This is a genomic window from Ferruginibacter profundus (assembly GCF_054783275.1).
The window spans coordinates 1,129,709-1,144,390 of sequence record NZ_BAAGQW010000002.1 but is presented as its reverse complement, the minus strand read 5'-3'; the positions used below and the strand labels follow the sequence as shown (position 1 = coordinate 1,144,390).

The 14,682-nt window shown below is 39.4% G+C and carries 20 protein-coding genes; 11 read left to right on the top strand and 9 right to left on the bottom strand.

From position 1 onward, the window contains the following. The first annotated feature begins 6 nt into the window (after positions 1–6). The 3 genes from ACYVM0_RS15065 to ACYVM0_RS15055 all read left to right on the top strand — a co-directional run bounded on the left by ACYVM0_RS15065 (position 7) and on the right by ACYVM0_RS15055 (position 1,431). Complete coding sequence (locus tag ACYVM0_RS15065; RefSeq protein ID WP_460558158.1) at positions 7–615, top strand: IMPACT family protein; 609 nt, start codon at positions 7–9, stop codon at positions 613–615. Between the two features lie 131 nt (positions 616–746). Continuing rightward, positions 747–1,091 (top strand): Mpo1-like protein, encoded by a 345-nt coding sequence (locus ACYVM0_RS15060; RefSeq protein WP_460558157.1) that lies wholly within the window; start codon positions 747–749, stop codon positions 1,089–1,091. A gap of 7 nt (positions 1,092–1,098) precedes the next feature. Continuing rightward, positions 1,099–1,431, top strand: a complete 333-nt coding sequence (locus ACYVM0_RS15055) for an MmcQ/YjbR family DNA-binding protein (RefSeq protein ID WP_460558156.1) — start codon at positions 1,099–1,101, stop codon at positions 1,429–1,431. Positions 1,432–1,452: 21 nt separating this feature from the next. On the opposite strand, the gene ACYVM0_RS15050 is transcribed toward ACYVM0_RS15055, so the two are convergent. From ACYVM0_RS15050 to ACYVM0_RS15035, 4 genes are all read right to left on the bottom strand, one after another. Beyond that, the gene (locus ACYVM0_RS15050) at positions 1,453–2,064 is read right to left on the bottom strand and encodes a YdeI/OmpD-associated family protein (protein ID WP_460558155.1); all 612 of its coding nucleotides are present in this window, start codon (positions 2,062–2,064) and stop codon (positions 1,453–1,455) included. A gap of 7 nt (positions 2,065–2,071) precedes the next feature. Next, the gene (locus tag ACYVM0_RS15045) at positions 2,072–2,821 is read right to left on the bottom strand and encodes a class I SAM-dependent methyltransferase (RefSeq protein WP_460558154.1); all 750 of its coding nucleotides are present in this window, start codon (positions 2,819–2,821) and stop codon (positions 2,072–2,074) included. A 206-nt stretch (positions 2,822–3,027) separates the two neighbouring features. After that, positions 3,028–3,918: a 3-hydroxyacyl-CoA dehydrogenase family protein gene (locus ACYVM0_RS15040; RefSeq protein ID WP_460558153.1), complete on the bottom strand. Its 891-nt coding sequence runs from the start codon at positions 3,916–3,918 to the stop codon at positions 3,028–3,030. Positions 3,919–4,010: 92 nt separating this feature from the next. After that, a complete protein-coding gene (locus ACYVM0_RS15035) occupies positions 4,011–5,195 on the bottom strand; it encodes an acyl-CoA dehydrogenase family protein (RefSeq protein WP_460558152.1) in 1,185 nt (394 codons plus the stop codon). A 354-nt stretch (positions 5,196–5,549) separates the two neighbouring features. On the opposite strand from ACYVM0_RS15035, the gene ACYVM0_RS15030 reads away from it, so the two are divergent. The 8 genes from ACYVM0_RS15030 to ACYVM0_RS14995 all read left to right on the top strand — a co-directional run bounded on the left by ACYVM0_RS15030 (position 5,550) and on the right by ACYVM0_RS14995 (position 10,213). Beyond that, positions 5,550–6,101 (top strand): RNA polymerase sigma factor, encoded by a 552-nt coding sequence (locus tag ACYVM0_RS15030; protein WP_460558151.1) that lies wholly within the window; start codon positions 5,550–5,552, stop codon positions 6,099–6,101. Further along, positions 6,098–6,682, top strand: a complete 585-nt coding sequence (locus tag ACYVM0_RS15025; protein ID WP_460558150.1) for a hypothetical protein — start codon at positions 6,098–6,100, stop codon at positions 6,680–6,682. Before ACYVM0_RS15030 ends, ACYVM0_RS15025 begins: the two co-directional genes overlap by 4 nt. Further along, positions 6,654–7,664, top strand: coding sequence for a DUF4097 family beta strand repeat-containing protein (locus ACYVM0_RS15020; RefSeq protein ID WP_460558149.1), 1,011 nt, complete (start codon positions 6,654–6,656; stop codon positions 7,662–7,664). The genes ACYVM0_RS15025 and ACYVM0_RS15020 overlap by 29 nt, the downstream gene beginning before the upstream one ends. Positions 7,665–7,741: 77 nt before the next feature. Next, positions 7,742–8,176 (top strand): YciI family protein, encoded by a 435-nt coding sequence (locus ACYVM0_RS15015; RefSeq protein WP_460558148.1) that lies wholly within the window; start codon positions 7,742–7,744, stop codon positions 8,174–8,176. Position 8,177: 1 nt separating this feature from the next. Beyond that, complete coding sequence (locus ACYVM0_RS15010) at positions 8,178–8,648, top strand: hypothetical protein (RefSeq protein WP_460558147.1); 471 nt, start codon at positions 8,178–8,180, stop codon at positions 8,646–8,648. Continuing rightward, complete coding sequence (locus ACYVM0_RS15005) at positions 8,638–9,051, top strand: hypothetical protein (RefSeq protein ID WP_460558146.1); 414 nt, start codon at positions 8,638–8,640, stop codon at positions 9,049–9,051. Before ACYVM0_RS15010 ends, ACYVM0_RS15005 begins: the two co-directional genes overlap by 11 nt. 5 nt (positions 9,052–9,056) lie before the next feature. Next, the gene (locus ACYVM0_RS15000) at positions 9,057–9,686 is read left to right on the top strand and encodes an SGNH/GDSL hydrolase family protein (RefSeq protein WP_460558145.1); all 630 of its coding nucleotides are present in this window, start codon (positions 9,057–9,059) and stop codon (positions 9,684–9,686) included. Between the two features lie 2 nt (positions 9,687–9,688). Further along, complete coding sequence (locus ACYVM0_RS14995; RefSeq protein WP_460558144.1) at positions 9,689–10,213, top strand: hypothetical protein; 525 nt, start codon at positions 9,689–9,691, stop codon at positions 10,211–10,213. Positions 10,214–10,216: 3 nt separating this feature from the next. On the opposite strand, the gene ACYVM0_RS14990 is transcribed toward ACYVM0_RS14995, so the two are convergent. The 5 genes from ACYVM0_RS14990 to ACYVM0_RS14970 all read right to left on the bottom strand — a co-directional run bounded on the left by ACYVM0_RS14990 (position 10,217) and on the right by ACYVM0_RS14970 (position 14,644). Next, a complete protein-coding gene (locus ACYVM0_RS14990; RefSeq protein WP_460558143.1) occupies positions 10,217–11,128 on the bottom strand; it encodes a metallophosphoesterase family protein in 912 nt (303 codons plus the stop codon). 26 nt (positions 11,129–11,154) lie between these two features. Then, complete coding sequence (locus ACYVM0_RS14985) at positions 11,155–11,700, bottom strand: thioredoxin family protein (protein WP_460558142.1); 546 nt, start codon at positions 11,698–11,700, stop codon at positions 11,155–11,157. 32 nt (positions 11,701–11,732) lie between these two features. After that, positions 11,733–12,581 (bottom strand): beta/alpha barrel domain-containing protein, encoded by an 849-nt coding sequence (gene pyrF, locus ACYVM0_RS14980; RefSeq protein WP_460558141.1) that lies wholly within the window; start codon positions 12,579–12,581, stop codon positions 11,733–11,735. 9 nt (positions 12,582–12,590) lie between these two features. Then, the gene (locus ACYVM0_RS14975; RefSeq protein WP_460558140.1) at positions 12,591–13,202 is read right to left on the bottom strand and encodes an FMN-binding negative transcriptional regulator; all 612 of its coding nucleotides are present in this window, start codon (positions 13,200–13,202) and stop codon (positions 12,591–12,593) included. 95 nt (positions 13,203–13,297) lie between these two features. Beyond that, positions 13,298–14,644 (bottom strand): FAD-dependent oxidoreductase, encoded by a 1,347-nt coding sequence (locus tag ACYVM0_RS14970; RefSeq protein ID WP_460558139.1) that lies wholly within the window; start codon positions 14,642–14,644, stop codon positions 13,298–13,300. Positions 14,645–14,682: the final 38 nt, after the last annotated feature.

Below are 14,682 nucleotides of genomic sequence, written 5' to 3'. Positions count from 1 at the left end.
TTTGAAATGAACGAACAAGATTTTTATTATACTATTACGCAATCTTCCATTGCAGAATATAAAGACAGGGGCAGTAAATTTATTGCGTACGCATTTCCTATCGAAACAGCAGATGATTTTAAAACGCAACTACAGCTTTTAAAAAAAGAACATCCCAAAGCGGTACATCATTGCTTTGCGTACCGTATCGGAACTGATGGCAATAATTTTCGCAGCAGCGATGATGGCGAGCCCTCGGGTACGGCAGGCAAACCCATACTGGGACAAATAGACAGTAAGGAACTTACCAATGTTGCAGTAGTGGTGGTGCGTTATTGGGGCGGCACATTACTGGGCGTGCCGGGCTTGATCAATGCTTATAAAACGGCTGCCGCACTGGCTTTCCAGGTTACGCCAATTATTCAAAAGCAGGTAGAATTAAACTACAGCATTGAATTTGACTATACACAAATGAACGATGTAATGATCATATTAAAACAATTTAACTGCACCATCATTACCCAGGAGATGCAATTGTTTTGTATGATTAAAACGGGCATCCCTAAAAACCGCCTGGAAGAAACGCTTTACCGGCTGAAAGAGCTGCAAAATGTGGTTACAAAAAGAGTAGCATAGTCATATTTTTTGTAACTTTCTGTAAAATCAGGCTATCATAAATTTTTTATGAGGCCTCTTTGAAACAATGGAAATTTAGAATTCGAAAGCTCTGGCTCCCCTTCAGGGGCCGGGGGCAAAATACGATGGCTATGGCTACAGAAAAAAAATACAAAAGCTTCTGGAGTTTTTATCCTTACTACTTAACTGAACATGGCGATGCAAAAAATCGCACGCTGCATTTTATTGGCACAGCCGGTTTGCTGGCAATTTTAATTGTTGCTATAGTGTTACAAAAATGGTGGATGCTGGCATTGATACCCGTTTGTGGTTACGGCTTTGCATGGGTGGGGCATTTTTTTATAGAGAAAAATAAACCGGCTACTTTTACTTACCCGTTGTATAGTTTGGGTAGCGATTTTGTAATGTTCTGGCATATACTAACCGGGCAGATCAATAAAAAATTAGAAGAAGCAAAAAAAATAATTCAACCCTGATCATACAATGGACATCGAACAACTTAGAGAATATGTTTTACAAAAACCTTCTGTAACAGAAGGTTTTCCTTTTGGAGAAGATACTTTAGTGTTTAAAGTAAAAGAAAAAATATTTTTATTAACCGGTTTAGACAGCAGCCCGTTGCGGTTTAATGTAAAATGCGATCCTGATAAAGCCATTGAATTAAGAGACGCATTTCCCGATAATATTTTGCCCGGTTTTCATATGAATAAAAAGCATTGGAATACCATTGTGGTGGATGGAGGAATTACCCAAAAATTATTGAAGGAAATGATTGACCACTCCTATGATCTTGTGGCTAAAACAAAGAAAAAATAACTAGTACTCACGACTCACGTCTCACGCCTTATATTTCCAGTTGCGACTTTTTCCTTCCGCCATCATTTCAATAGCCGAAGCCATACGTTTATTCCTCGTCTCTTCCGTTTTGGCTTCAGTGATCCATTGTACATATTCTTTTCTGTGAGAGTAAGCAAAAGCATCAAATACCTGCTTTGCTTTTTTATTTTTAGCAATTGCCTTTATAAAATAATCGGGCACTACCAATTCTTTCTTCTCTGCAGGTTTGGGCTTAGCTACTTTAATGCCTTTATCATTTAAAGCCATCGCTTCTTTTATCCAGGCGGCTATTTTTTTATCTGAAGGCAGGTCCTTCATTGATGTTAACCTTCCTAAATGCCCCATTGATATTTCTGATTGCGCATTGGCCATCAGTACCGGGTCTTTCATCAGCGACGCTTTCCAGAAGCTCATTACAGCATGTTGTTTAAATGCTGCCATATGGCATAGCATTTCGCCTTTGTAGTCAAAGAAGGGCATGCTCCATTTCATTTTTTCTTCCGCATCCGGGCAGGTTTTATGCACCAGCTCACGAATATGATTTAAAATAGGTTTTGCAAAATCGGCTGATTTGGCAATATAGGCATCTACTGCTTTTTCTTTTTTTGCCATACTGTGGTTATGATTTTTTTATTGCGGTACACATCCAGTCCCAGGGATAAGGTTCGGCCAGCCATTTAGGTGGTTTGTGAAACTCCGTGGTCCATGGATAATTTATTTTTTTTACCAGGGTTACTTCAAAACCTTCCTGTGCCAGCAGGAATTGCAGTTCTTCTTTTAAATAATGCTTGGTAGGCACATTGTCAATATCTGTAACGCCCTGGTTAAAGTTTTTTATTTTCTGAATCGCTTCTTTAAGTGCAGGGGCCTTATCATTTTCTGCGTCATCTACATTCCACCTGTCGGCAATGATATTGGTATATAATTTTGATTCCAGTGATGGTACCACCAATACCAGCTGGCCTCCTTTATTTAAACAAATAGACAATGATTGAAAAAAATTGATTCTTTTTTCAAGCGAAGCCGTAAGGATAGCATTGATACAAACCGCCACATCACAGGGTATTACAGTAAGGTCGTTGGCCGACATATCCATGCGATGGTATTCCACGTTATCATATTCAGGATACCTTTCCCTGGCTATCTCCAGGTTTTTTGCAGATATATCAGCAGCAATAACCTGCTTGAATTTTGGTGCCAGTACCGGTATCCATTTACCTACGGCACAACCAATATCAATTACACTTTTATCCGGAGCAGCCATTTTTTCAATAGCGGCAACAATACTGCCCGATACATCATTCTGCAGTACATCAAAAATTTCTTCGTCGTAATTAGGGGCAATTGTTTCCCAGTATTTTCTATCCATGTTGGGTAATATTAAAAAACAATTTTACAAATGATAATTCAAGATTAAAATCTTTCAACTTTCGATCTTCAATGTAAAAAAATAATTTTTATCCTGGAAAATATAAAGTCCTTTTTTTTACAGGAGATATACACCATTGCAATAAAACGGGTAAAAAAAATGCTTACACGGTAAGTATAAGCATTTTTATTTCAGCCATTATGATATTACTTAAATCTTTCACTCACCACCAACTCTTTACTTCCTGCGATATATTTATAAAATCCTTCGCCGGTCTTAACACCTAATTTATCTGCCATTACCATATTTACCAATAGCGGACAAGGGGCATATTTAGGATTACCAAAACCATCATGCAATACATTTAAAATAGAAAGGCAAACATCAAGCCCGATAAAATCGGCCAGTTGCAATGGCCCCATCGGGTGTGCCATACCTAATTTCATTACGGTATCAATCGCTTCTACATTGGCCACGCCTTCATATAAACTGTAGATCGCTTCATTGATCATCGGCATTAAAATACGGTTGGCAATAAAGCCGGGATAATCATTTACCACGCAGGGTATTTTACCCAGTTGTTTACTCAGTTCAATAACGGTTTCAGTTACTTCTTTTTTAGTGCCATAACCATTTATTATTTCCACCAGTTTCATTACCGGTACCGGGTTCATAAAGTGCATACCAATAACCTGTCCTGGTCTTTTGGTAATAGCAGCAATTTTGGTGATGGAGATAGAAGACGTGTTGGTAGCTAAAATGCAATCTGCCGGAGCATCCATATCCAGCAGTTTAAAGATAGTGAGCTTTGAGTCTATATTTTCTGTTGCAGCTTCCACCACCAGTCCTGCATTTTTTACACCTGCAGCAATATCAGATAGCGTTGTGATATTAGCAAGCGTGGCTTTTTTTTCAGCTTCCGTAATAGAAGCTTTTGCCATTTGCCTGTCCAGGTTTTTCTCTATCGTTGCCAAAGCCCGGTGCAATTGTGTGGGGCTGGAGTCAATTAAATTTACTGTAAATCCGCTTTGTGCAAATACATGTGCAATACCATTGCCCATGGTGCCTGCGCCTATGACGCTGATATTTTTAATCATTTCCTTAGAGTTTTTATTTGTCTGAGTCAAATATAAGTAAGCTCAAAATAATATTTGCTGACTTATCTCAGTTGCCCGGGTAACAGGCGTTATTATTTAAACGCATTCAGGCCGGTTACATCCATTCCTGTTATCAGCAAATGGATATCATGCGTGCCTTCATAGGTGATCACACTTTCCAGGTTCATCATGTGGCGCATAACGGGATATTCGCCTGTGATGCCCATACCGCCAAGCATCTGTCTTGCATCTCTTGCAATATTCGTTGCAATTTCGCAGGCATTTCTTTTAGCCATGCTTACTTGTTGCGGTGTTACTTTTCCTTCATTCATCAATACGCCCAGGCGCCAGTTTAATAATTGTGCCTTGGTAATTTCAGTTACCATTTCTGCAAGTTTTTTCTGCTGCAACTGAAATCCGCCGATAGGTTTACCAAACTGAATTCTTTCCTTACTATATTCCAATGCAATATGATAGCAATCCATTGCTGCACCCACTGCACCCCAGGCAATACCATACCTGGCTTTGGTTAAACAACCCAGCGGGCCTTTCAGCCCTTTTACGTTGGGCAAAATATTTTCTTTAGGAATTTTTACATTATCAAAGACCAGCTCACCGGTGGCGCTTGCACGAAGACTCCATTTGCCATGCGTTGTTGGCGTAGTAAAGCCTTCCATGCCACGTTCAACAATCACGCCCTGTATCTCATCCTGTTCATTTCTTGCCCATACCACCGCTACCTGCGCAAAAGGTGCATTGCTGATCCACATTTTAGCGCCATTTAAAATTACATGGTCGCCGGCATCTTTAATATTGGTTAACATGCTCGACGGGTCGCTGCCATGATTCGGCTCTGTTAAACCAAAACAACCCAGCCATTCGCCACTCGCCAGTTTGGGTAAATATTTATGGCGTTGCGCTTCGTTGCCATATTGGTAAATAGGAAACATAACCAATGAGCCCTGCACACTTGCCGTAGAACGAACACCGCTATCGCCTCTTTCCAATTCCTGCATCATCAGTCCGTAGGAAATATAATCCAGTCCGCCGCCGCCATATTGTTCCGGTACAGTGGGGCCAAAGCAACCAAGGTCGCCCAATTGTTTTACTATTTGCAGGGGAAATTCTGCCCGCTGTGCATAGTCTTCAATAATGGGAGAAATTTCTTTCTTTACATAATTGCGAACACTTTCCCGTATCAACTTGTGTTCTTCCGTTAATAGTTCATCTACATTAAAATAATCCGGAGATTGAAAATTGTCTGTTTTAGCTGCCATTATCGTTAATTAGTTTATTGGTTAACCAGTGTATTTGTTAATTGTTTTATGGGTATTTTATTTTTTCGGGACAAGCATTTGTAATTCTGTTTAGCATAGTTGTGAACTTGTTCTGTTCTTCTTTTCTTTTAGTAAAAGGAAAGAAGAAGCTCACTTGTACCGCATACCTTTATTGGACTTTTATCTAAGCGTAGAATAAAACACAAAAATCTGGGCTAATCTGTTAAATCCTGGTCATCCGTGTTCTATTCCTCTGCAAAGATAATACCTTCATTCCCACGAAAATGCCTGTTTTTTTACCTTTGATGCAACATTGTTGAAACCCTCTTGTCTCTACTATTAAAACCTTTCTTTTTGGAACTGACGGTATTGCCACATCACGATGAACTGATTGAACGCTGCAAAAGGGGCGAAGCGGCGGGCTACAAGGAATTGTACCAGCGTTACGCCAAAGCCATGTTCAATACCTGTTTGCGTATTGTGTACAATGTAGCTGAGGCAGAAGATGTGTTGCAGGAGAGTTTTGCAGAGGCTTTTAAAAACCTGCACCATTTTGAATACCGCACCAGTTTTGGCGGTTGGTTAAAACAGATCTGTATCAACCGGAGTATTAACCAGCTTAAAAAAAGAAAAGTTACCTGGGTGGATATTGACGGCACCGATACTCACAACAGGGCAGACGACACCTTTATCGATGAAAATGAGATCCGCCTGAAAGTGGAAGCGGTAAAAAAAGGCATTATGGCTTTGCCCGATGGTTACCGAACGGTACTAAGTTTGTATTTACTGGAAGGTTATGATCATGAAGAGATTGCAGAAATATTAAACGTTGCCGAATCTACCACCCGTACGCAATACATGCGTGCCAAACAAAAATTATTACAATACTTAAAAGAAAGTATATGAGCAGGAAGTTAGAAAAGTTTATTGGCGATAACCGTAATGAGTTTGATGATGCTATGCCATCAGGCAAAGTATGGGAAAACCTGGCGGCAGGCTTTGAGGAAAAGAAACAAAAAAAAGCAATACTGGCACCCCTGTATAAATGGAGCATTGCTGCAGCCCTGGTGATCACCGCAGGACTCAGTATTTTTTTAGCACTGCATAATAAAAAGACTACTAACGGAGATCCTGATGTGGCAAAGATCGACACTACAACCATTAATTCTATAGCACCGGAATACGCACCGGAAGTAAATGAATTTGCAAAAATGGTGTTGTTAAAACAGGAAGAATTAAAAGCACTGGCACCGGAGCAACCGGAATTATACAAAACATTTGCCACCGACATTAACCAATTGGACAGTTCATATAAATCCCTTAAAAATCAACTCAGCAATACACCCAACCGAGAAATGCTGATTGAAGCCATGATTCAAAACCTGCAGCTGCAGCTGAATGTATTGAACCAGCAATTAAACATCATCAATCAAATTAAACAATCAAAAAGTAATTACCATGAAAAAAATAAGCAGACGACTATTTAGTGTAGTACTGTCATTATGTATCATACAGCAAACAGTTGTTGCACAAAATGATAATGACAATGATAACAAAAATGAAAAAAATAAAAAGTACGAATTTGTAAAAAACAAATCGGTAAATAAATCGTACAATGTTTCTTCATCTGACAAACTGAAAATTGACAATTCATTTGGCGGTGTGGAAGTACATACCTGGAATAAGAATGAAATAAAAGTGGATGTAACCATTGAAGTGTCTTCAAATGTTGAAGCAACAGCCCAAAAAATAATTGATGGAATCACTATTGATGAATCAAAAAGCGGTGGCGATATCAGTTTTAAAACATCTATAAAAGGCACTAACAACGGCAAAGGTGAAAATAGTACGATGAAAATTAATTATGATATCTCAATGCCTGCATCCAACCCGTTGCGTATCAATAATGAATTCGGAAGTACTGTTATACCCGACTTCAGGGGAGAAGTTGAATTGTCAAGCAAATTCGGCTCTTTAACTACGGGTACATTAAGCAATGCCAGGTCAGTAAATGTTGAATTTGGCAGCGCTAAAATTGAAAGTACTAACGGAACTGTTGCTATTAAATATTCTTCTGCCTCAATTGGTAAACTGGTAGGTAATGTAAAACTGAACCTGGAATTCAGCAGTGCCACAAAAATAAATATTGACAACAGCCTTACCGGGCTGGATGCAAAAGTTTCTTACTCAACAGTAAATCTTAAACCCACAGGCGAATTATCTGCTTCATACGATATCTCTACCAGCTTCGGTAGTTTTAAAAACCGCACCGGTATAAAATTCGATGGGGATGATGATGATGACAAAGATGGCCATGGGCCAAAGTTTGACCATAACTACAATGGAAAATCAGGCAGTGGTTCGGTACCGGTTAAAATAAAATCCAGCTTTGGAAAAGTGATCCTGGGGGAGCCCAATCCTGATGATATGAAAAAAGAAAAAAATAAATCGAAAAGCAAAACCACCTGATAACAACTGTATAGCCATGAATGATAAAAGGTTCGTAATTATTACGGACCTTTTGTATTTTCGGTCAAATAATTTTTATGCCCAAAAAAATACTGGTGGTATTACTGGCTGTATTTTGTTGTATCAGCACACAAGCACAAAATAACGATAGCAAAAAAAAGAAACCACGTGCTGAAGACCAGATTGAGCAATACTTTTTTGTATTGATAAAAACCGGTCCCAAACAGGATTTTGATTCAACTCAAAAAGCGGAGTTATTTAAAGGCCATATGGCAAATATTAACAGGTTATATTACGACGGCATTTTAAAAGTTGCCGGCCCTTTTGGTAAAAATGATTTTAACTGGCGGGGTATTTTTGTTTTTGATTGTAGAACAAAGGAAGAAGCAGAGAAGATCGCACAATCAGATCCTGCAGTGGCAGCCGGTTTATTTGCAGTGGATATTTCGCCCTGGTATTCGGCGCCTATAGGAAGCTTTAAGCATGGTAAACCTGCAAAACCAAAACCGTAATATGAAACTGATTACAAAAATCCGCCTGCTGATTTTATTTTTTATTGTGGCTTTACTATTAAGTGGTGTTACTGCATTTCCGCTGGAAACGGAACTATATTGGTTACTCCATCATCCTGCATTTGTGCCATCTTTTGCACGGCAATGGTTGCAGGATGTGTATGCTGCCCTGGTAGCAACAAATGCAAAATATCCTATGCTGGCTTATGGTTTCGACTGGCTGGCATTTGCACATATTGTAATTGCAATGGCATTCATAGGGCCATTACAAGATCCGGTTAAAAATAAATGGATCATCGATTGGGCTATACTGGCTTGTTTGGCTATCATTCCTCTGGCATTTATTGCTGCACCCATCAGGCATATCCCACGCTTTCATGTTTTAATTGATTGCAGCTTTGGTGTAATAGGATTGATTCCCTTATTGATTTGCAGGAGATGGATTAAACAACTTGAAAAATATGAACGCTAAAACACAAAGCATTGTGGCAATTATTATAGGCCTGGTGGTTACTACGGCAGTGGGTGCAGCTTTAATTCCGCTGATGAGAATGGTGCTGACAAATATCTATACCTATTCTATTGAAAAAGATTTGCCCCGGGATATTCAGATCTATGGGTATATTTTTTTATGGACTGCCATTTCATCTTTTATCGGCGGCTATGTTACCTGCTGGGTAGCTGTGGAAAGAAAAGTATTTGCAGCGTTGCTCATGGGGCTTTTGGCATTTGTAATACTGGGGTTACTGGGTACCATATTCGGCATGGCCAGCTTATCCGGTATCTTAACTGCATTAACTGTAATTCCATTGGCATTAATGGGAGGCATCGTAAGGCAACTGGTAGAAAATAAAAGAGAAGATCAAAATTTTTAATCACTATGCATTATACTTATTTAGCATTAGGGGATAGTTACACCATTGGAGAACTGGTGTTGCCCGAAGAAAATTTTCCTAATCAGACTGTAGCGCTTTTAAATCAAACCCCGTCAGCGGTTACAAACCCTCACGGCGGTTGCAGTTACGCTGCCCCGGAAATAATTGCCACCACCGGCTGGACAACAGATGAGCTAAATGCAGCAATTGATGCAGCTAACCTGGCAGCAACTTATGATATTGTTTCCCTGCTTATTGGTGTAAATAATCAATACCGTGGACGGCAGGTAGCAAATTTTGCCATTGAATTTGAAAGCCTGCTTAAAAGAGCTATTTACTTCGCCAACAATTTTTCCAGTCATGTTTTCGTTTTAAGCATTCCCGATTGGGGGGTAACGCCTTTTGCAGAAGGAACAGACAGAAAAAAAATTGCGGGAGAAATTGATGCTTATAATAGTGTATGTAAATCGGTTGCTGAAAAATGGCATGCACATTACATTGATATCACCACAGCACAAAGAAATGATGGTAACAAAGAAGAATTTTTAGCGGCAGATAAACTGCATCCTTCCGGCAGGGAATATAAAAAATGGGCAACACAATTAGCAACAGCAATTCAACCGGTATTTAATTAACTATGCATACATTCAGCGAAGTACAAAGATTCAGGGTAAGATGGGCATGGCTTGGAGCTATCGCTTTAAATGGGCTGTTTATTTATGCCATCATTCAACAGGTAATTTTAGGTAACCCATTTGGCAAAACGCCTGCATCCGATACAGTACTGATCTTGCTGGAAATATTTGTTCTATTACTCCTGGCCTTCATAAGATCGATAAAATTAAAAACCAGCTATAACAGTACGGGCATACAATACCGCTTTTACCCGTTTCAATTTAAAACCACCCATATTGAATGGCATGAATTGAGCGATGCTTATATCAGGGAATACAACTCCTTTTATGAATATGGTGGCTGGGGGATTCGTGTAGGCGCTCCTAAAACAGGTCGTGCTATTAATACTTCGGCTTCCTGCAACCAGGGATTACAGTTGCGTTTCCGGGATGGTAAATTATTATTGATCGGCACTAAAAATCCTGCAGCAGTTCAAAAAATTTTAGATGAAGTTATTATTGCCGGAAAAATAAACCGTATCATTTAAAACCTAGTATTCAATCATTTTTCTTTCAACCGACCCATCGGCAAAAAAATCAAACATTGCAAACGCCGGCGCAAAATCCTGGAAAGCACCGCCCCACCAGTTGCCGCTTACAGCACCATTGCAATAATATTTTATACCCAGGTATTCCACTTCATCCTGTAAATGCACGTGGCCGCTGAGGCAGGTTTTAATGTTGGTATATTTTTTAAAAAGGTCTTTTATCTTCCTGGTATCGGTATGCAGTAACGCTCTCGATAATTTCCAGTCACCATCCGGCAACATATCTTTAAAGAACATCGCACTGCAAAAAGACATGATGGGAATATGCGAAATAATACAGATGAATTTTTCTTTATTGTTATTCAACTCATTCTCCAGCCAGCTGAATTGTTCCTCATCCAGTAAAGCAATATAACCACCCTTATTTTCCTGCACACTGTCTAAAAAAATAAAATGCCAGTTGTTTTGTGTAAAGCTGTAATAGGTTTTTGCATATCCTGTTTGTTGCAGCCACCAGCCCTTACCGTAAAGCGGATCAGTTTTTATAGCGTCCTTTAATTGCCAGCCCCAGATATCATGGTTGCCGATGCAATATTTTATGGGCAGTTTATTTTCTGCCTGCAATATTTTGTTGTACAGGTTCCATTGTGCTGCGGTTTTTTCTTTATCTGCCGCCAGTGCATCCATGATACAATCGCCGCCATTGATGATAAGATCCGGTTGCAACCGGTTTACATGTTGTAAGGCTTTTGCCATTCCTGCTTCGGCAACAGCAGAAGGCTTTACATGTATATCACTGATGAAGGCCGCTGTAAATTTCTTTTTCTTTTTTTCAGCTGAAGCAATGCTTACTGCAGGCAAACCTGCAGTTGCAGTAAGCAGGGAAATGTTCCGGAGGAATTTTCTGCGTTGCATAAATAGAATTACTGTAATGAAATAACCTAACTTTTATTTTCTTTAAAACGGGCTGCAATAATTTCCAAAGCCTGGTCGGATAGTGCAGAAGATGATCTTAGTAAACTAATAAAAGCTGCTACTTCCGGTTCACTTGCAGGGCAACCAATATTGTCGCCGGCTTCGTCTTTGCTAACGCCTTCTTTGCGCATAAAGCTATCCCCTAATAATTGTCCGTCTTTATTTAAAATTACCCAGAAAGGCAATCCTGCTTTATCGCCATGGTATTTTATCAATACCTCATTCCCGCCGGGATTTTCTAAATTTTTCTTACCTGCAGATTCTGCCACAGTAAGGTGTACGGTAACATAATTATCATCAAAATATTTTTTGCATCTGGCATCCTGCATGCTGGCATCCATTTTTTTGCACCAGCCACACCAGCTGGCATGAAAAATAAGGATCACATTTTTCTTTTCTTTTTTTGCCTGTGTATAAGCTTTATCTAATACTTCTTTTGCAGGCAAAGGTTTGGTTTGTGCCTGTACAGCAACTGAAAAAGCAAAGGCGGCCATTAATGCAATAAATTTCATGATGATTGTTTTATAACTAAAAATAAAAGGAATTAAATTATAGCAGTTGTTAAATAATGACTCATTTCTGTTTGATATTGTTGCGCAATAGCCCTTGCTTCTGCTGCAAAATCTTCTTTTTCGCTGGCAAAGATGATAGCACGGCTTGCATTTACCAGTAAGCCGCAATCTTTGTTCATGCCATATTTACTTACATCTTCCAGGCTGCCCCCCTGGAAACCAACACCCGGCACCAGTAAAAAATGTTCAGGAATAATATCTCTTATGTTTTCAAATTCTGTTGCCTGTGTTGCACCGGTTACAAACATCAAATTACCGGGATTGCCCCAGCTTGCTATTTTTCTTAATACACGTTCGTATAAAAATTCAGGGCGTAAATGTCCGCCCGGGTTTGCTTCTTCACTTACCAGCCGTAACATTTCAAAATCATTGGCACCTTTATTACTCGTTAATCCTAAAACAATGGTCCATTTATTTTCATATGCTAAAAACGGCCGAATACTATCTTCTCCCATATAAGGCGCTACTGTGATCGCATCAAAATTCATGGTTTCAAAAAAAGCTTTGGCATATTGCGAAGAAGTATTGCCAATATCACCACGTTTGGCATCTGCAATTTTAAAAAGTCCTTTGGGAATATAGTTTACGGTTTGCTCCATCGCTTCCCAGCCTTTTAATCCTAAAGCTTCATAAAAAGCTGTGTTTATTTTATAACCAACGCAAAGGTCTTTGGTGGCATCAATAATAGCTTTATTGAATTCGAAAATGGCATTGGGCTGCGATTGCAGGTGCCTGGGGATTTTTGTAAGGTCAGTATCTAATCCTACACAGAGGTAAGATTTTTTTTGTTGTATCTCTTCAACTAATTGTTTTCTTGTCATGTTGTAAAATTATAATCTCTTTTCCATTTCCACCGCAATTGCAGCAGAATTATGATCGCCACGTTTTTTTAATTGTTCAATAATATTTTTTTGAGAAGCTGTATCACGGTTCTGGCTGAGTTTAAAAGTATTCTCCATACTTTCTACTTCAATGGTAAAACCAACAATGGCTTTTACCATATGGTCAACATACTCTTTGGATAAATTATCAAAAGCCCCGGCAGACGTGGTGCCTTCATATTTGTCGCTAACTGCTTTTACAGCGTTGATAGTACCTTCTTCATCTGTAAAACGGATGGTGCCTTTTGCCTGCACCGTTACATAATTCCATGTAGAACCAACACCGGGGTTAGTATACCAGCTGGCGCTGACATAGCAATGTGGCCCAGTAAAAAGTACCAGTACTTTATTGTTTTTTTCAAACGCCAGGTGATGGTCTGTCTTTCGCATGAGGTGGCCGCTTAAAAATATTTTGCCGTCTTTTATTTCAATAGCCAAAGGAATTTGTGTGGCCACAGGATATTCTTCCCCGGGGCCGGTAATTAATGCAAATGCATTTTCTTTCATAAAGGCAATTACCTTTTGTTCATCCTGTTCGGTGTAGTAGGGAAATTTGTACATAAAATTAGTTGGCTGAAGCCTGTTGTTTTTTATCCATTGCCCCGGGCCTAAGCCCGGGGCAATGCCATAAAATGTATTCGGGCTTTAACTTTTTTTTATTCGTTCAATAGTTTTATCATTATTTGCTCTATGCCTTCGCCCTGCCAGGTATTTTCAATATCCGGCAATGCCATTACCTGTTGCATTATTGCTTCCTGTCTTATACTATTCTTTAATGCGTCGCTGTAGCGTATCTGCGGACTAAAGGTTACCTGTGTATATGCCGGTATCCACTTGTCGGGATATTTTTTACTGAAGGCCGCTTCAATTTTTTTCTGCAATAAAAATTTAGGGTCGCCCACTTTATCCCTCATCTCAGTGAAATTATTCAGGGCCAGTTCTGCAATGGCATCGGCGTCGGGTTTACGTAAAGCCTGGTATTCTTCCAGGATAATTTTCCAGTCATCATTGTGCTTGCCGATCAGTTCATTTAATACCCGGCAATCTTCAAAGCCGCAGTTCATGCCTTGCCCAAAAAATGGAACGATCGCATGTGCCGCATCACCTATCAGCGCAAATTTATCTTCTCTTACCCAGGGAAAACATTTTACGGTGACTAATGATGAAGTAGGGTTAGTAAAAAAATCATCTTCCAGGTCGGGAATTAATGCAATAGTATCAGGGAAGTTCTTTTCGAAAAATGAGCTTACCTTTTCTTTAGTATCTAATGCAGCAAAAGAAGTTTCACCTTCAAAAGGAAAAAATAATGTACAGGTAAAACTGCCATCAATATTGGGCAATGCAATGAGCATATAATTTCCCCTGGGCCAGATGTGCAATGCATTTTTCTCTATCAAAAATTCACCGTTTGTTCCGCCAGGTATTGTTAGTTCTTTGTAGCCGCAATCAATATAATACTGCTGGTATTGAAATCGATCGAATTGGGTTTGACATTGGTGCCTTGCTGCAGAATATGCGCCATCGCTGCCAAAGGCAAGTTGATAGTTGATGGTTGATAGTTGAAAGTTGCTGGCATTTTGAAATGAAACTTCATTTGTTTTCCAATTGATATTTTCGCATTTTTCATTGAAGAAAATTTCCACCCCATTTTTTTCTGCCAGGTCCATCAGCATTTTATTCAGTTCTCCTCTTGATACAGAATTGATAAACTGTCCCTCAGTGCCATAAGGCTGGTAGGCAGTACTGCCATCAGCATTGTGGATATATCTGCCATGCATGGGAATAGCAATTTTCTTTATTTCCTCCATAATGCCCACTTCTTCCAATGCTTTAATGCCTCTGTCACTTAATGCCAGGTTGATTGAACGGCCGGCAATAATTTTTTCTTTACGCATATCAGGCCTGCGTTCATACACTTTTACATTGTAACCTCTCTTGCTTAAATAAATAGACAACAAAGAGCCTACTAAACCTGCTCCGATGATAACCGTTTCTTTTTTCATTTTATAACCTGGCTATTTAATATTCACTATTGTTGATA